Source organism: Bacillus sp. P14.5, from assembly GCF_003316765.1.
Lineage (GTDB): Bacteria > Bacillota > Bacilli > Bacillales > Bacillaceae_B > Rossellomorea.
The window spans coordinates 17360-35224 of sequence record NZ_NIJF01000096.1 but is presented as its reverse complement, the minus strand read 5'-3'; the positions used below and the strand labels follow the sequence as shown (position 1 = coordinate 35224).

General features: G+C 45.5%; 19 protein-coding genes and 1 pseudogene. All 20 read left to right on the top strand.

The window, feature by feature from the left end:
- The first annotated feature begins 9 nt into the window (after nucleotides 1-9).
- The 20 genes and pseudogenes from B9Z54_RS20135 (at nucleotide 10) to B9Z54_RS20040 (ending at nucleotide 17790) form a co-directional block, all read left to right on the top strand.
- Entirely contained in the window at nucleotides 10-1671 is a 1662-nt protein-coding gene (locus B9Z54_RS20135) for a GspE/PulE family protein (RefSeq protein WP_113930173.1), read from the top strand.
- Nucleotides 1672-1680: 9 nt separating this feature from the next.
- Nucleotides 1681-2724 (top strand): type IV pilus twitching motility protein PilT, encoded by a 1044-nt coding sequence (locus B9Z54_RS20130; RefSeq protein WP_113930172.1) that lies wholly within the window; start codon nucleotides 1681-1683, stop codon nucleotides 2722-2724.
- Nucleotides 2725-3936 (top strand): type II secretion system F family protein, encoded by a 1212-nt coding sequence (locus tag B9Z54_RS20125; protein WP_113930171.1) that lies wholly within the window; start codon nucleotides 2725-2727, stop codon nucleotides 3934-3936. It begins immediately after the preceding gene.
- Nucleotides 3937-4049: 113 nt separating this feature from the next.
- On the top strand, nucleotides 4050-4541 hold the full coding sequence (locus tag B9Z54_RS20120; protein ID WP_113930170.1) for a type II secretion system protein: 492 nt from the start codon (nucleotides 4050-4052) through the stop codon (nucleotides 4539-4541).
- Between the two features lies 1 nt (nucleotide 4542).
- Complete coding sequence (locus tag B9Z54_RS20115) at nucleotides 4543-5295, top strand: prepilin peptidase (RefSeq protein WP_113930169.1); 753 nt, start codon at nucleotides 4543-4545, stop codon at nucleotides 5293-5295.
- A 164-nt stretch (nucleotides 5296-5459) separates the two neighbouring features.
- Complete coding sequence (gene pilM / locus B9Z54_RS20110) at nucleotides 5460-6422, top strand: type IV pilus biogenesis protein PilM (RefSeq protein WP_113930168.1); 963 nt, start codon at nucleotides 5460-5462, stop codon at nucleotides 6420-6422.
- Nucleotides 6422-7036 (top strand): PilN domain-containing protein, encoded by a 615-nt coding sequence (locus tag B9Z54_RS20105; RefSeq protein WP_113930167.1) that lies wholly within the window; start codon nucleotides 6422-6424, stop codon nucleotides 7034-7036. The genes pilM and B9Z54_RS20105 overlap by 1 nt, the downstream gene beginning before the upstream one ends.
- A 61-nt stretch (nucleotides 7037-7097) precedes the next feature.
- Complete coding sequence (locus B9Z54_RS20100) at nucleotides 7098-7820, top strand: hypothetical protein (RefSeq protein WP_113930166.1); 723 nt, start codon at nucleotides 7098-7100, stop codon at nucleotides 7818-7820.
- Nucleotides 7821-7849: 29 nt separating this feature from the next.
- On the top strand, nucleotides 7850-8290 hold the full coding sequence (locus B9Z54_RS20095; protein ID WP_113930165.1) for a prepilin-type N-terminal cleavage/methylation domain-containing protein: 441 nt from the start codon (nucleotides 7850-7852) through the stop codon (nucleotides 8288-8290).
- A gap of 103 nt (nucleotides 8291-8393) precedes the next feature.
- Nucleotides 8394-8651, top strand: a complete 258-nt coding sequence (locus tag B9Z54_RS20090; protein ID WP_113930164.1) for a hypothetical protein — start codon at nucleotides 8394-8396, stop codon at nucleotides 8649-8651.
- A 197-nt stretch (nucleotides 8652-8848) separates the two neighbouring features.
- A complete protein-coding gene (locus B9Z54_RS20085) occupies nucleotides 8849-9388 on the top strand; it encodes a hypothetical protein (protein ID WP_162785304.1) in 540 nt (179 codons plus the stop codon).
- Nucleotides 9389-9925: 537 nt separating this feature from the next.
- Nucleotides 9926-10491: pseudogene (locus tag B9Z54_RS20080) on the top strand (Maf family protein).
- A 72-nt stretch (nucleotides 10492-10563) separates the two neighbouring features.
- Complete coding sequence (gene radC / locus B9Z54_RS20075) at nucleotides 10564-11235, top strand: RadC family protein (RefSeq protein WP_187444307.1); 672 nt, start codon at nucleotides 10564-10566, stop codon at nucleotides 11233-11235.
- A gap of 129 nt (nucleotides 11236-11364) precedes the next feature.
- Nucleotides 11365-12369, top strand: coding sequence for a rod shape-determining protein (locus B9Z54_RS20070; RefSeq protein WP_113930161.1), 1005 nt, complete (start codon nucleotides 11365-11367; stop codon nucleotides 12367-12369).
- A 227-nt stretch (nucleotides 12370-12596) separates the two neighbouring features.
- Nucleotides 12597-13475: a rod shape-determining protein MreC gene (gene mreC / locus B9Z54_RS20065; protein ID WP_113930160.1), complete on the top strand. Its 879-nt coding sequence runs from the start codon at nucleotides 12597-12599 to the stop codon at nucleotides 13473-13475.
- Nucleotides 13472-13990 carry a rod shape-determining protein MreD gene (mreD, locus tag B9Z54_RS20060; RefSeq protein WP_113930159.1) on the top strand — a complete coding sequence of 173 codons (519 nt, stop codon included), beginning with the start codon at nucleotides 13472-13474 and terminating at the stop codon, nucleotides 13988-13990. The genes mreC and mreD overlap by 4 nt, the downstream gene beginning before the upstream one ends.
- Nucleotides 13991-14190: 200 nt before the next feature.
- Nucleotides 14191-14871, top strand: coding sequence for a septum site-determining protein MinC (minC, locus tag B9Z54_RS20055; protein ID WP_113930158.1), 681 nt, complete (start codon nucleotides 14191-14193; stop codon nucleotides 14869-14871).
- A gap of 1 nt (nucleotide 14872) precedes the next feature.
- On the top strand, nucleotides 14873-15676 hold the full coding sequence (gene minD, locus B9Z54_RS20050; RefSeq protein WP_113930157.1) for a septum site-determining protein MinD: 804 nt from the start codon (nucleotides 14873-14875) through the stop codon (nucleotides 15674-15676).
- 484 nt (nucleotides 15677-16160) lie between these two features.
- Nucleotides 16161-16931, top strand: coding sequence for a peptidoglycan DD-metalloendopeptidase family protein (locus B9Z54_RS20045; RefSeq protein WP_113930156.1), 771 nt, complete (start codon nucleotides 16161-16163; stop codon nucleotides 16929-16931).
- Entirely contained in the window at nucleotides 16924-17790 is an 867-nt protein-coding gene (locus B9Z54_RS20040) for a M50 family metallopeptidase (RefSeq protein WP_113930155.1), read from the top strand. The genes B9Z54_RS20045 and B9Z54_RS20040 overlap by 8 nt, the downstream gene beginning before the upstream one ends.
- The last annotated feature ends 75 nt before the right edge of the window (nucleotides 17791-17865 follow it).

Below are 17865 nucleotides of genomic sequence, written 5' to 3'. Positions count from 1 at the left end.
GGTGATTGGATGGTACAGACCAGGAAGAGGCTCGGCGATCTTTTAGTGGAAGCGGGCCTGATTTCAGAAGAAAAACTTAATATGGCGCTGCAGGAAAAAGAACAAGGGCAAAAGCTTGGGGATGCCCTGTTGCAAAAAGGATATATCACCGAACAGCAGCTGATCGAGGTCCTCGAGTTCCAGCTGGGCATCCCGCATGTCAGCTTATATCGTTATCCTTTTGATACAAATCTCTTTCACCTGATTCCAAAGGAAGAGGCAAAAAGGAACCTTATGATTCCTTTGAAAAAAGAAGGTGAGAAGCTTTATGTCGCCATGTCAGACCCAATGGACTTCTATGCGATAGAAGACCTGAGGCTGTCGACGGGTTTTCAAATCGAAACAGCGATTGCGACAAAGGATGATATCCTAAGGGCGGTCACCAAGTACTATGATACGGAAGAAGGCTTTGAAGAGCTTGTCAATGAAAAGCCTGAAAAGAACAATATAGAAGAACAGACGATTGTCGATCAGGATTCGCCGATCGTTAAGCTTGTCAACCAGATCCTTTCAAATGCGGTCACGCAAAAGGCCAGTGATATCCACATCGATCCCCAGGAGACGAAGGTATCGATCCGCTACCGGATTGATGGTGTCTTGAGAACGGAAAGAAACCTGCCGAAGCATATGCAGAGCATGCTGATAGCAAGGATCAAGATCATGGCCAATCTCGATATCACAGAGTTCAGGGTGCCGCAGGACGGAAGGATCAAAACCAATGTGGATTACAGGCCGGTCGATCTCCGTGTCTCCACACTGCCGACCGTATTCGGTGAAAAGGTCGTCATGCGGATACTCGATCTCAGCTCTGCATTGAATGATATCAAGCAGCTGGGGTTCAATAAACTGAATTTCAAGCGGTTCATGGATATGATCAAGCAGCCGACAGGGATCGTCCTCATTACAGGTCCGACGGGGTCGGGTAAGTCCTCTACACTCTATGCAGCGTTAAACCATTTGAATAGTGAAGAAGTCAACATCATCACAGTTGAAGATCCTGTCGAGTACCAGCTTGAAGGCATCAACCAGATTGGGGTTAACCCCAACGTCGGCCTCACATTTGCCAAGGGCTTGAGAGCCATTCTGCGTCAGGATCCGAACATCATCATGGTCGGGGAGATACGTGACAAGGAAACAGTGGAAGTCTCCATCAGGGCTTCTTTAACAGGACATCTTGTTCTTAGTACTATCCACACCAACGATTCTCTAGGAACCGTCACGAGACTTCTGGATATGGGAGTGGAGCCGTTCCTTGTCGCTTCTTCATTGAGCGGCATTGTTGCCCAGCGTCTTGTCAGGAAAGTGTGCCGTGACTGCGGCCGTGAGCATGAACCGAGTAAGCGCGAGGTCGAAATCTTTGCCAAAAGAGGCATGAAAATCGATAAAATCATGCGGGGAGAAGGCTGTTCTTCCTGCAACATGACAGGCTATAAGGGACGCCTCGCGATCCACGAAGTCCTTGTCATGAATGAGGACATGAGAAAAGTCATATTAAATGGCGAATCGTTTTCCAAGCTTCGTGAACATGCGGTGAAAAACAAGACCATCTTACTCGTCGACGATGGATTATTGAAAGTAAAACAAGGCTTGACGACGACCGAAGAAATCCTTCGGGTAGCCATTTCAGAATAGGTGATAGAAATGAAAGAGAAAATCGACTATTTATTGCGGTCAGCATACGAGCTGAAGGCATCCGATATACACTTGACCGTTGGCGCGCCACCTGTGTTCCGCCTTCATGGGGATTTGAAGAGGTATGGCAAAGACATCCTGAAGCCTGCTGACACAGAGGGCATGGCGAAGTCGATCGTTCCCGAAGATCTCTGGAAGATGTTCCTGGATCAAGGCGAGCTTGATTTCTCCTATGGCATTCCGGGAATATCTCGTTTCCGGATCAACGTCTATCAGCAGCGCTCGTGCATTTCGCTTGCCATCAGGATTGTGCCGACAAGCATCCCAAGCATTGATGACTTGTCGCTTCCGCCGGTGCTGAAAAAGATTACTGAAAAACCTCAGGGCCTTGTCCTTGTCACAGGTCCGACGGGAAGCGGGAAATCCACTACGCTGGCTTCGATGATCGACCATGTGAACCGGACCATGCGCAAGCATGTCATCACCCTGGAGGATCCCATTGAGTATCTTCACAAGCATGGCAGTTCCATCATCGATCAGCGTGAAGTCGGCTTTGATACGAAGAACTTCTCAAGAGGGCTTCGCAGTGCGCTCCGCCAGGATCCGGACATCATACTTGTCGGGGAGATGCGGGATCTTGAAACGATTCATACGGCAATAACGGCTGCTGAAACAGGACATCTTGTATTTGCTACCTTACATACGTCCAGTTCGGCAGCTACAATCGAGCGGATTGTGGATGTATTTCCTCCTGAGCAGCAGGCACAGGTAAGGATCCAGCTCGCCTCGGTCCTAGTGGCGATTCTGTCCCAGAGGCTGTTCCCGACGGTTGATAAAAAAGGAAGGCGGGCCGCAACGGAGCTGCTCGTCAATAATCCGGCGATCGCCAACCTGATTCGTTCCGAAAAGGTCCACCAAATCGATAATATCCTGCAAACTTCAAAAGGATTGGGGATGCATCTCATGTCGTCCAGCATCAGAAATCTGTATGAATCCGGTATCATCTCCCGGGAATCGGCCTTTCCTTATATTGAAATGGAGCAGACGACCTAGATGGCGCGCTTTAAATATACAGGACGAGGACGGACAGGCAAAAAGTCAGGGATATTAACGGCAGGATCGACAAGGGAAGCGATGCTCAAACTGAAGAACCAAGGCATCCGGGTCATCGAGATGAATGAAGTCCCGGAAACTCTGCTGACCAAGGATATAGCAATTGGAAATCCGGTCAAGCTGCAGCACATGGTCATTTTTCTAAGACAGTTTGCGACCCTCCTGCAGGCAGGGGTAACCGTTGTGGACGCCACGGACATCCTTTCCTCGCAGACAGAAAGCAAACCTTTAGGCAAAGCGCTGGTTGAAGTGCAGTCAGAGCTGAAAGACGGAAATCCGCTTTCGGATGCACTTGCCAAACACAGAAGGATTTTCGAATCAATGCTGATCAACATGATCAGGGCAGGGGAAGCATCTGGAAGCCTGGACGAAACCCTGGAAAGCCTTGCCACACATTATGAAAAGCAGCATATGACAAGACAGAAGATCGTTTCCGCCCTTGCTTATCCGGCGGTAGTAGGAGTGATCGCGATAGCGGTCGTCATCTTCCTGCTGGTGGCCGTGGTACCGACGTTTGTCACCATGCTTTCGGATTTTGGAGGCGAGCTTCCTGCCATCACGCAATTCGTATTGGGCTCGAGTGAATTCATGCAGAAGTATTGGTATTTGGTAACGGCAGCCATGGCGGCATTTGCGGCCGGCATCATGGTAATCAAGAGAAATAGCAAAACGAAATATTATTTTGACTACGCGATGCTGCGCATGCCGATCTTCGGCAGCATGATTCAAAAAGCGGCACTGGCCAGAATGACAAGAACATTAAGTTCCTTGTTTTCCAGCTCGGTCCCGATCCTGCAGGCTCTGGCAATCGTCGAGAAGGTCGTCGAGAATGAAGTGGTCGCCAGAGTACTCCGTCAATCCAGGGATTCTCTTGAAAAAGGGACATCTCTGACAGAGCCGATGAAAAAGCACTGGGCGTTTCCGCCGCTCGTCACCCAGATGATCGCCATCGGGGAAACAACCGGTTCACTGGATTCCATGCTGGGAAAAGTAGCGGACTTCTATGAAAAAGAAGTCGAAAACAGCACAGACCGCTTGAAATCCCTGATCGAACCGCTGATGATCGTCTTCCTCGCCGCATTGGTCGGGACCATCGTCACATCGATCATGGTGCCAATGTTCGAGATCTTCAACAACGTACAAGGCTATTAAACAATTTCTTTAAAAATTTTACAATTTGCTACTTTAAATGACAAAATTGTCATGTATAATTAAAACAGAAATACTATTTACCTAATCTAAAAGAACCATAGGAGGTACGGAGAATGTTTAAGAAAATCGGTCAAAAACTGAAAGACCAAAGAGGGTTAACCCTTATCGAATTGCTTGCTGTCGTTGTCATCCTTGGAATTATTGCTGCTATTGCCATCCCTAGTATTGGTGGATTGATTGATAACTCTAGGAAGGATGCTCATGTTGCGAATGCTACTCAAATGATTAACTCTGCTAAGATTGCGGTTACTTCTAATGATAATATTCATCCGGCTGATGGAGAATCGACTTATATAAGCTTAGGTTACTTAGAAGGAGAAGGATATATTGAAACAGTAGAAGATCCTGACGGTGATGAGACTACATATGAAAGAGGAGCAGTAGATCAAGCCACTTTTTCGGATGAACCTACGGATAGCTCATTTGTTACGATTACTAATGATTCTAGTAAATTCACTTACTCTGTAACCTTAATTGGAGCAGATCGGAATATCACTAATGTTGCTGAGAATGCATTATCAAGAGATTCTGTAGACGAAAATTAAAATGATAATATTGCTCTTGGTTATCTACGGCCTCCTACTAGGCTCCTTCTACAACGTAGTAGGTCTCAGGGTGCCGCTTAACCAATCGATCGTCAAGCCGCGTTCCTCTTGTCCGGCATGCGGTCATACCCTGACAGCGCTGGAATTGATTCCGGTGCTGTCGTACATCATTCAAGGAGGAAAGTGTTCCCGCTGCAGGGAGCGCATTTCTCCTCTTTATCCTTTAGTGGAAGCCTCAACCGCCATACTATTTCTAATCTCGTATTCTATCATCGGATGGGAGCCGGAACTTCTTGTTGCTCTCACACTTGTTTCGCTTTTTGTCATCATCTTTGTTTCTGATATAAAATACATGATCATCCCGGATAAAGTTCTGTTATTTTTCTCGGGGCTTTTTTTGTTAGAACGGATATTTATCCCGTTGGACCCGTGGTGGAATTCTTTGGCTGGAAGCGCCATCGGATTCAGCCTGCTTCTGCTGATCGCTGTCATCAGTAAAGGCGGAATGGGCGGCGGCGATATTAAATTGTACGCGCTCATTGGCTTTGTTATGGGGGCAGGACCGGTTCTGCTGGCGTTTTTCCTCGCAACTCTTCTTGGGGCGGTGATTGGAATAATCGGGCTGGCCGCAGGCTTCTTCGAAAGAAAAAAACCAATTCCGTTCGGGCCTTTCATAGCAGCAGGTGCTTTAATATCGTATTTTTATTATGACAGTATTATAGACTGGTATTTATCACTCTTAATGGGTTTTTAGATAGAGCTGTTTTCGATAAATTGTGGCTTTCGGAAAAATCCCAAGCACCGGATTTTTCCCCTGGATACTGGGTTTTCTCTCCGAACAGGTTCGTGTTTTTCGAAATTTATATTAAATAGCAGAAAAGTTTACGAAAAGAGCGTTAGGTAAAGGGGTTATATTCAATGAACTTTGGATTGTTTGGTAATAACAATAGAATAGCGAATCTTGTCATCACTGATACAGCAATCCGCTACGCAGACTTGAAGATGGGATCTCCGCTGATTGTGCAGAATTATGGAGAGAAGCTTCTTCCTCAAGGCGTCATTACAGATGGAAAGATCATTGAATATGACACCCTTGCCATGATTCTGGAGGAGTGTATTTATGACTGGGGAATCAAGAAGCGGCAGGTCCGCTTCATTGTTCCCAGCACATCTATCATCGTCAAAAGAGTGCTCGTTCCAGGGGATATCGCTGAGGATGAATTGAAAGGCTATCTGTTCATGGAAATCGGCACAAGCATTCATCTTCCTTTTGAAGATCCTCTATTTGATGTCGTGAAGCTTGGGGAGAAAGACGATAAACAGGAGATACTGCTGGTGGCTTCGCCTGAAGAAGTCATTCATACCTATAGAGATATCCTTGATGAAGTGAAGTTGAAGCCGGTGGTCGCCGATATTTCTCCGTTAGCTCTCTACAGATTCTTTTATCACAATGATATGGTGAGAAGTTCCGATCACGAAATGATTCTTCAGTTTGATGAAAAACTTTTGACCATTTCCATTTTTCATAAAAACCAGCCGATCTTTCTCAGGCCGATTTCCTTCCAGGGAGATGTAGAGCTTCCAGAAACATCCCCTGATCCACATCGCGGAGGAATATTTTACTTGGAAGATACGTTCAAAGAGATCGAGAAAGTGTTCAGTTTTTATAAATACTCTCTGAATAAGGGAGAGGTCAATGTGAACAATGTCATTTTGACTGGAGACCATCCCTATCTAAACGAAATCTACACAACCTTAACGGAAAGACTGAGCGCATCTGTACATAAAGCACCACAGGATTCCATGCTTGACTCTAAAGGGCAGTCAGTGCCGGCATACTATGACCTGGCTGTCGGTCTCGCGCTGAAAGAGGTGCTGTGATGCTGATTGATATCAATTTACTTCCACAGAAAGAACGAAAACGCAGGCTGCCGGTCTATATTGCGATTGCATCTATTGTATTGACGATTATCGGGACGGCATTCCTGCTGATTAATACGAATCTGACTCAGCAAAAATTAGAGAATTTGACTAAAGATCTTGAGATGAAGAAAGAATTCCGCCTTCAGCAGGAAACTGCGATGAACAGCATTCAATCATCCGACGGCCTGCAAGAGCTTCAAACCGCTGTCAAGTGGGCTGAACAGTATCCGATTGATACGGTGCCGGTTCTTGAGCATCTCACGGCCCTGCTTCCTGAGAGAGGCTTCTTCAAGTCGTTCAATTACACGGAAGAAGGCATGATCAACCTCAATGTCCAGTTCGACACGAGCAGACAGGCTGCCTACTTCCTCAATGACCTGAAAGGTTCCAAGTGGATAGGGGAAGCAAAGCTGACATCTGTCGAAACGTCACAGGGCGAAACAGCAGAGGATACCATCGTCCTGTCTGAAGATAAAATCATGCCAAGATACTTGGGTCAGTATGAAATCTCACTGAACCAGGCGGCCATAAAAAATGAGCTTCAGGCTGAGAATGAAGGAGGGGATGAATAATGAACCTCCAATTTAAAAAAGAGAGTGGCTCCTTATCGCCGGTTCTTTACTTCTTGGAATTTTGATCTTAACAGGAGTCTATTTCCTGCTGTACAATCCGGTCCAGAAGGAAATTGCCCTGCGAGAGCAGGAACTGGAAACAGAAGAGAAACTGATTTCCCTGCTAGAAGAAAAGACAACCAATATCGAGCAGGAAACCTTTCAGAGTTCAATCTCTCTTCAGAAGAAGGTTCCTGTTAAACCTATGACAGAAAAGCTCCTGCTTGATCTGGAAAAGGCGGAGACGATATCCACCAGTTTCGTATCAAGCATTCAGTTTGCCGAGGGCGATGTGACCCTGCCTCTGACTTCGCAAAGCGCTGAAGAGGACATAGAGAATATTTCTTCTGCACAGGGTGATGAAAGTACCGGTGAAGAAGCACAGACAGAAGTTGATTCAGAAGCACAGCCGCAGGAACTGCTGCCACAGGGGCTGAAGAAAATCAGCGCCACCCTTTCAGTAGAATCTCCAAGCTATTTCGAAATGGAAAGATTCCTGGAAGTTCTTGAAGAGCTTGATAGAATAACAGAAATTGAACAGGTTGCCTTTGAGGGGCCGGAAGAATCAACGGCTGAGGGTGACAGTTATGATAAAGTCAGCTACAAGCTGGTGGTCGCCGCTTTCTATCTGCCTGACATGATTCAACTGATAGAAGAGATGCCTGGACTGAAATCCCCGCCTCCAGCAAATAAGGTGAATCCTTTCAGCTCCTACGGTGATTTGGAAGAGGAAGACGACGAATAAAAAGAGAGCCTGCAAAGGGGCTGGACCTAATGAAACTGAATCAAAAAGGATTGACGCTGGTCGAGCTGCTGGCGGTCATCGTTATAATGGGGATCATCGGGATGATCGCAGTCCTCGCCATCGGCCAAATTATAGAAAAATCAAAACATCAGGCGTTTGTCGCCAATGCCCATACTTTAAAAGATGCAGCCAGCTTGTACGCAAAAGAATCCCTGCTGCATGATAATGAACTCACCGAAATCTCTTATAAAACTCTCTATGAAAATAATATGATAGAAAAGATTCGGGATCCTTTTACAAAGAAACTTTTGAATCCGGAAGATAATGATACTTTCGTTGTGGTAAATAAAGAAAGCATTGTATCTATCTGCTTCATCGGTGAAACCAAAAAGCTATGCGAAATTGACGGGGAAGACTATACGCCCGTCCTAATGAAAGATATAAATGTTAGCCTGATATCATCCAAGTGAAAAAATTGACGAAAACCTCTTGGGACAAGACGACAAAAGTCTTGTTCTTTTTTTAATGCGCTGTGATAGCATGAAAAAAACGACAAAAAGGAGGGGGTCAAAAGTGGACAAGCGGGAAAAGAAAACTGCCGGCATCACCATCAAGATCAATGGCGATAAAAAAGATTTCCAGGAAGATCTTCCTGTACATAATTGGAAATTGGGCGAGCAGGAATCTGCTGCTGCTGAAGAACGGGCAGAAGATGATTCCTTTGAATGGGTTCTTCCAGATGAAGATCCGGTCCCTAAAGAGTTCAAGAAAATCAATTATGTCCAGAAGAATAAGAAAAAGGAAAAAGGAATTACAGCGGAGGGGGAATAACTCCGGGAATTGCCCGCATCATCTATACGCTGGTAGGCGCAGTAGCTCTTTCCCTCATATTCGGCTTCATTATTCTTAATGTAATCACGGAAGGAGAGCAGTCCGCACCTGCCATAAAGCTTCAGGAGCCCGGCAGTGCTAATGCAGGTGAAGCAGCCTCACCTTCAGAAGGCGGAGGAAGTATTTCCTTGAAGAGCATGAATGCCTCTGTCTTGCAGGGAGGTTACTTTTCCACTGCAGACTCGGCCAATACAATGAAATCATCTATAGAAGCAAAAGGGCTGCCGGTTATACAGATAGAAATGGAAGGGAGCCAGTACCTTTTCGTTGGAACGGCTGGTGACTTGGAAAGCGCCAAAGCAATGGGTGAAAAGCTGACAGAGCAGAACATCGAAGTGTATGCCAAAGATATTGTCCTGCCAGAGAAACAAGTGGAAGGATCTAAAGCTGATGCTGACTTCCTGGAAAAATCGGCAAGCCTATATTCAGCAGTAGCTGCCGAAAGTTCAAGTGCGTATACAACAGGAAGTGTAAATGATGAAAAGCTTGATGAAATCAATACACTCCTGAAAGACATCACTGCCATCAAAACAAGCGAAAGTATGAAAGGGCTGCAAGAAAAGCTGGGTGCAGCTGCTCTTAACCTCCAGGAATATAAGTCTTCCTCGGAACTCGCCAAGCTGGTCGCTTCACAGCAATCCCTTCTAAGTTACCTGGAGGCCTATCATAATTTGTAACCTTAACTCGTATAATGGATATTTTCCGGGAAATATATAATAAAGAGGCAGAGCTGAAGCGCAATACGAGTTGAATTAACGAGGAATAAATTATTGTATAAACATGGGGGGCAATCCGTTAAGGACTTGTCCTCTATTTTTTATACAGAAAAGGTGCCACTGATAAATATAACGCTAGCAATAAAATAATTGAGCACCTAAAATATTATATTGCAGAAAAAACATGTAGGATAATGCATGTTTTTTTATGTCCTATTAACCATAAATGCAAGAACCTAAAGCGTTACTTGTCTGATTGGAGCGAAAGGGGAGTGACCTCCTGCGGGACTAGCGGGACAGGTGAGACCCCGCAGAGTCGTGCTCCTGAAGCGGAAATCATAGCAGGAATCCTTATTATAGGAGTTCTGCTTTTTATTTTGTCAGCGACACCATTTCAGTCCCTCCAAACTCTTCGGTTATTAGTTGTGATTGGTACAAGTATTTGGTACGATTAACTTGTATCTCCCAATCAAACGGAAGAAGGGAAAGGTGTATGTATTGTCAAACCTCATTTTAGCTTCAGGTTCTCCCCGCAGAAAAGAACTTCTACAACAAATCCAACTTTCTTTCTCTATTGAAGTCAGCCATGCTGACGAAACTTTCCCTCCAGATCTTCAGCCGGACGAAGTCGTCATGGAACTTAGCAAACGAAAAGCAGCTTCAGTGGCTGCAGACCATCCAGGTGCCTTTGTGATCGGCTCGGACACTGTAGTTGTCCATAATGATGCCATCCTGGGAAAACCAGAGGATGCCGATCATGCCAAGGAAATGTTAAGGATGCTGTCAGGCAGCACACACTCCGTCTATACAGGTGTAGCCATTGTAAGAGACGCGCAGGAAAAAATGTTTTACAAAAAACAGATGTAACGTTTTGGGAGCTGTCAGAAGAGGAAATAGATACTTATGCAGCTTCCGGCGAACCCCTCGATAAAGCAGGGGGGTACGGCATCCAGGGACTGGGTGCTTTCCTGGTGAAGGAGATCCGGGGTGATTATTTCTCAGTTGTCGGTCTGCCGATTTCCCAGGTATACCGCAGCTTGAAAGAAATGGGTTATCACCCATAAGCATATTTCCTCTTTTTTCCTCCCATGCGTTATAATTGGGAGGTATCGATTCATTTGACAGAGACTAAATTGATGATCAGGGATTATCCGACTGACGAAAGGCCGAGGGAACGAATGGTCCAAAGCGGTGCCGCGAGCCTGTCGAATCAGGAACTGCTGGCAATCATTTTAAGGACGGGCACTAAATCGGAGTCTGTCCTGCAATTGTCGAACAGGGTTCTGACCACTTTCGAAGGCTTCAGGATGTTAAAGGAAGCCTCACTTGAGGAAATCACGGAAATTAACGGAATCGGGCTGGCGAAGGCTGTGCAGATCATGGCAGCTGTTGAAATTGGGCGCAGGATCGGCAACCTTGCATACGATGACCGTTATGCAATCCGCTCACCTGAAGATGGAGCCAATTATGTGATGAATGATATGAGATTTCTTTCGCAGGAGCATTTCGTCTGTCTATATCTCAACACGAAGAATCAGGTGCTTCACAAGCAGACTATTTTTATCGGCAGCCTGAATGCTTCTATCGTTCATCCGCGTGAAGTCTTTAAGGAAGCCTTCCGGAGGTCTGCGGCTTCAATCATTTGCATCCATAATCATCCTTCCGGGGACCCTACTCCGAGCAGGGAGGATATTGAGGTCACGAAGAGGCTGGTCGAATGCGGGAAAATCATAGGGATAGACGTTCTCGACCACCTGATCATAGGGGAAAAGAAATATGTCAGCTTAAAGGAAAAAGGCTACTTATGAGGCTTTGTTTTTTGTAACGGTTAAGCTATAATATTGTTTATGCTTTTTGCAAGTTCAGTTCGATATATAGGGAAAGAGCTTATATAGATTGGAATGACCCCATTCCGTATTAGAAAGGGAGATACAACCATGTTTGGTACAAAGGATCTTGGAATAGACTTAGGAACGGCTAATACGCTCGTTTATGTTAAAGGAAAAGGAATCGTGGTCCGCGAGCCGTCAGTAGTGGCAATGCAGACGGATTCTAAACAAATTGTCGCTGTCGGAAACGACGCTAAAAATATGATAGGAAGAACTCCGGGGAATGTAGTTGCCCTCCGTCCAATGAAAGACGGTGTCATCGCTGATTACGAAACTACTGCTACGATGATGAAATATTACATAAAACAGGCGACAAATGGAAGAGGTTCCTTCTCCCGTAAGCCATATGTAATGATTTGTGTTCCATCAGGCATCACCGCTGTTGAAGAACGTGCTGTCATTGACGCTACACGACAGGCAGGAGCGAGGGATGCTTTTACAATTGAAGAACCATTTGCGGCGGCTATCGGCGCCAATCTTCCGGTATGGGAACCAACTGGAAGTATGGTTGTGGATATCGGAGGCGGAACGACAGAAGTCGCCATCATATCCCTTGGCGGAATCGTGACCAGCCAATCCATCCGTGTAGCAGGTGATGAAATGGATGAAGCCATCATCAACTATATCCGCAAAACGTACAATTTAATGATCGGGGACCGTACAGCTGAAACCATCAAAGTCGAAATCGGTTCTGCTGGAGAATCGGAGGGTATCGATACACTTGATATCCGCGGACGAGATCTGTTGACAGGACTGCCGAAAACGATTGATATCACAGCTGATGAAATTGCAGCTGCACTCAGGGACACAGTTTACTCCATTGTGGACGCGGTTAAGAGCACACTTGAGAAGACTCCACCGGAATTGGCAGCCGACATCATGGATCGCGGCATCGTCCTTACTGGCGGCGGAGCCTTGCTGCGCAACCTGGACAAAATCATCAGTGATGAAACGAAGATGCCTGTCCTTATAGCGGAAAACCCGCTTGATTGTGTGGCAATCGGTACAGGGAAAGCTCTGGACCATATCGATTTATTTAAAAATAAGAAATAAAATGGATTAATATTCAGAATGGGGCTGCACTCTTTGGAAGTTTTAGTGGGCAGCCCCTTCTTGTTTGCTGTGAATGGTAAAAGTATCCTTTTAAACTCTGTGAGCTTTTACATAAAAGGCTCTTTTTCATTTTTAAGAATAATGGTAGATTAAGAAGTGTACTTAAAAGGTTATTATTTTTAATACATCAGGAGAGAAAATAAGTGTAAAAGATAGAGGTGTCTTTCATGCCCCGCTTTTTTTTGAATAAACGATTGATCATCCTCCTTGTCAGCATCATCGTGCTGGTGGGATTGATAGGATATTCTGTTCGTGAAAGGGATAACATTTCCTGGCCGGAACAGTTTGTAGGAGATATTGTCGGATTCGGGCAGTCGCTTGTATCCAAACCGGTTGGAGCAGTAGCAGGTTTCTTTGAAAATGTATCAGACCTGCAAAATACTTACACAGAAAACCAAAAGCTGAAATCCAGGCTTGAAGAACTTGTAAAGTTGGAAACAATGGTCAAGGACCTTGAAAAAGATAATGATGAATTACGTGAGATACTCGGCAAGGAAGAAAACCTGAGAGACTTTGATCCTATCCAGGCGACCGTCATTGCCAGAAATCCTAGTCAATGGGAAGACCTGCTTGTGATAGATAAAGGGAAAGTTCAGGGAGTTCAATCCAATATGGCTGTCATTACAGCTCAAGGATTAATTGGAAAAGTAAAAAGCGTCAAGCAGTTTTCGTCAACAATCGAGCTGCTCAGCAATAAGAACCCGAATAACAGAATCTCAGCCCTTATCCAGGGAGAAGAAAATGTCATCGGCTCCATTGAAGGATATGATACGGACAGGGACCAGCTCCTTGTTAAACGAATCCCTAATGACATGGAGGTAGAAGAGGGATCTAAAGTGATCACTTCCGGTCTTGGCGGAGTTTTTCCTAAGGGTCTTCCGATCGGCGAAGTAAAGGAAATCGAGTCTGACCAGTATGGGCTGACGCAAACGGCTTATGTGGAACCGACTGCAGATTTATATCACCTCGAGCATGTAATCGTTGTGGACAGAAGCAAGGTGAGCATCGACCTGGAGGAGCCGGAAGAAGCGGAGGGTGAGGAATGAAGAGACTCCTCCTCCCGCTGATTGCCTTACTTTGTTTTTACGGATCCAGTGTTTTCGTCACTTTTCTCCCACTGGATATAATCAGCAGTGACAGGGTTCTTGTCCCGCACTTCCTGATTATTTTCATCTTGCTGATGAGCGTCTATTATCATAATACGACGGCCATCCTCTACGCCTTTATTTTCGGATTTCTTTATGATTCATTTTTTACGGAGGTACTTGGCGTGTACTTGTTCATTTTCCCCTTTGTCACTTTTTTGACATCCCGGATCATGAAAGTATTGAACAGCAATTTGATTGTGACGAGTTTAGTGATGTTGCTGAATGTGTCGATCCTGGAATTTATTGTCTATGAAATCAATCTGCTGATAGGGAAAACCGATTGGGATATTGCAACATTTGCAGATTTGCGTCTATGGCCGACGCTCGTCTTGAATGCTGTTTTTATTCTCATCTTTTCTTATCCTTTGAAGCAATTATTATTAAAGCTCGAGAAAGAAAGACTGGAAGACTAAATGAGCTGTTCTTGCCGCTGCTTTTTTTAGAGCTTGCTTGAACGGTTGTTTCAGCAGGTAAGGAGCAGGGCGGATATGCATAGCTGCACATTTCACTCACCTCACATCCTTTCCTCAATAAATTTTAAAAAGCACGGTAAAAAAAGGAAACAGGCATGCATTTGTCGAATTTAATGACGACTGAGGTGAATTATTCCGACATGAAAAAAAGGCAAAACGTTATGATTAAAGGTACAAAGGATGGATTGACCCTTCATTTGAATGATCAGTGTTCCTTAGAGGAGCTGAAAAGTGAGCTGAAGGACAAGCTGTCTGCGCAATACCGGCAGAGTGAGGGAACTCCTCTGATTACAGTAAAAATACAAGCGGGAAATAGATATTTGACTTCACGGCAGAAAGAGGAGCTCCGGGAAATTGTAAGTGAAAAACGCAATCTATCAGTCCAGGAGATTACCAGCAATGTCGTGACCAATGAAGAAGCTCTAAAGATGAAAGAAGAAAGTGAAATCCATACCATTGCCGGTGTCATTCGTTCGGGCCAGGTGATTGAGGTCCCAGGCGATCTTCTTATTGTAGGAGACGTCAACCCTGGAGGCACCGTTAAAGCAGCCGGCAACCTTTATGTGCTTGGCGCGCTGAAGGGAATCGCACATGCGGGGTATACGGGCAGCAATGAAGCTGTCATAGTCGCATCGCAGATGACACCCTCCCAGCTTCGGATAGCAGATTGCCTGAACAGGGCTCCCGATCATTTCGATCAGGAAGAAGGACATGAAATGGAATGCGCGTACATAGATGAGTCAAATCAAATCGTGATTGACAGATTGCAAGTTTTGAAACATCTTAGACCAAATATAACCAGTTTTAAAGGGGGACGCTAATGTGGGTGAAGCTATAGTAATCACTTCAGGTAAGGGTGGTGTAGGTAAGACGACTACGTCCGCGAATGTTGGTACGGCATTAGCTCTGCAAGGGAAAAAAGTCTGTTTGGTGGATACCGATATCGGCCTGCGGAACCTGGATGTCGTAATGGGGCTAGAGAACCGGATCATTTATGATCTGGTCGACGTCGTCGAAGAGCGCTGTAAAATCCATCAGGCCCTTGTGAAAGACAAGCGCTTTGATGATAAACTCTTCCTGCTTCCGGCCGCACAGACAAGCGATAAATCGGCGGTCTCTCCTCCACAGATGAAGAAATTGATCGATACACTCAAGCAAGACTATGACTATATCATTATCGACTGTCCTGCCGGAATCGAACAAGGCTATAAAAATGCTGTGGCCGGCGCTGACAGAGCAATTGTCGTAACCACGCCGGAAATCTCCGCTGTCAGAGATGCAGACCGAATCATCGGCCTGCTCGAAAAGGAAGATATCGAGCCTCCGAAGCTCATCATCAACCGCATTCGGACTCATATGATGAAAAGCGGCGAAATGCTGGATGTCGATGAAATCACGACTCACTTGTCCATCGACCTGATCGGCATCGTGGCGGATGATGACAATGTCATCAAGTCCTCCAACAGAGGCGAGCCGATTGCCATGGATCCAAGCAGCAAAGCATCCATCGCCTACCGCAATATCGCCAGACGAATCCTCGGAGAATCGGTACCGCTTCAATCCCTGGATGAGGATAAACAAGGTGTTTTCACCAAACTGAAAAAGTTCTTTGGTGTGAAAGCTTAATAGAAAACTAAGGAAAGCCGTCCTGCGTTTGTGCAGGCGGTTTTTTTGTGTTTTGTTCGAGATGAGAGGGTTGAGCAGCGGCTTTAGGGTTTTTAGAAAACATAGAAATTGCGAGTGAAATAGTGACCTCACCAGCGGGGAACATCAAAATGGAAAAGTGAACAGATGATGCACCTCGGTGAGCGAGCGCGGGACATCAAAAAGGAAAAACGAGAAGATGATGCACCTCGGTGAGCGAGCGCGATACATCAAAAAGGAAAAACGAGAAGATGATGCACCTCGCAGAGTAACGGCTGCACCATTCTGCCAACATGGGAGGAACTTCATTCAACGAAGTCTTCAACAGACATATTTCCAAAGGACAAGTCATATATTGATAGCAAAAGGGACTTGTACTATACAGTGAGAAGAGTCTGCACCGAAAGCCGATCGTTACAGACTCCAGGCTGTACGCGTTCCAGCATATAAAAAGGGGAATGGTATTATGGGGAATCGAGCGGATGAAATCAGAAAGCGGATTGCTAAGAGAAAACGGATGAGCAGTTCCACTTCGACTCCATCCCGGGGCATGCTGCTTCCGACAGACGAAGAAAGGTATGGAGGGGAAAGGTTTTCATCATATGAAGGAGGGCCTTCAGAAGGAACACATCCCCTGTTCAGCAAGGAGCTGTTCATCCTCAAAATCCTGGGGACCAGCGTCCTTGTTCTTTGTACGGCTATTCTTTTTCAGAATCAGGTACCTGGTTTTGACAAAGCGCGTTCCTATGTACAACAGACGATGACGAAGGAGTTCCAGTTTGCGGCGGTTGCTTCATGGTATGAGGATCAATTCGGAAAACCGCTGGCTTTGCTTCCTGAGGAAAAAGAAAGCAGTCAAACTGACGCGGCTGAAACAGCTGAATATGCACTGCCGGCTTCCGGAAAGGTGGTCGAAAATTTTAAAAGCAACGGACAGGGCATCATGGTGGAAACAGGCAAAGGTTCAACAGTTGAAGCGATGAAGGGCGGCCTGGTCACATTTGCCGGGAAAAAGGATGATCTTGGCCAGACTGTGATCATTCAGCATGATGACAAATCAGAATCATGGTATGGAAACTTGAACACGATTGAAGTCACTCAATATGCACAAGTGAAATCAGGCGATCCGGTCGGCACTGTTACCGATGAAGAAGATACAGCGACTGGCGAATTTTATTTTGCCATCAAAAAAGAGGATGCTTTCATAGATCCAATCCAGGTGATAACATTTGAATGAATTCGGAAAATTGCTGAAGAAGGTTCATATTCATCCGCTTCTGTGGGCGGCTGCCGGACTGGCGATTTTGACCGCCCACTTTGTTGAGCTGGTAATGCTCTTGGTCATTATTTTTATACACGAGTTAGGACATGGGGGTGCGGCCCATGTTTTTTCTTGGCGCATTAAGAGAATTTCGCTCCTTCCGTTTGGCGGGGTGGCAGAAATGGATGAGCATGGAAACCGGTCTTTGAAGGAAGAACTCATTGTAGTGGCCGCGGGTCCGCTGCAGCACTTGTGGATGATGGGGGGAGCCAAGCTTCTCTATTCAACCGGGCTGATACCTTCTTATCATTACGAGCTTTTCATTCAATTGAACTTGATGGTCCTGCTGTTCAATCTTCTTCCCATTTGGCCTTTGGATGGCGGGAAGCTTCTGTCGATCGGCCTTGGATATAAGTTCACTTTCATAGTTGCCTACCAGTGGACGCTGATCCTGTCCCTCAGTGTGCTCCTGCTGTTTCATACGGTGGTCCTTTTGACGGTGCCTTTCCATCTTAATCTTTGGATCATCTTGTCCTTTTTGTATTTTTCATTATGGAAAGAGTGGAAGCAGAGGCAATTTACTTTCATGAGATTTTTACTGGAAAGGTACTACGGTAAGAGTGGGGATGTCCGGGATTTGAAACCATTGAAGGTGAATGGAGAAGAAACCCTTTATTCTGTGTTGGAGAAATTCCATAGAGGGTTCAAGCATCCACTCATTGTTTATGTGGATGGCAAGGAAGCCGGCAAACTCGATGAAAATGAAATTCTGCATGCTTATTTTACTGAAAAAATGACAACGGCTAAATCCCGGGACCTTCTGTATTTATATTGAATCGTTTGCGTAAAGCTGCTCTGCATATTATGATGAAAAGGCCGGCCGGCTAACGGTTGGCCTTATTCTATTTGT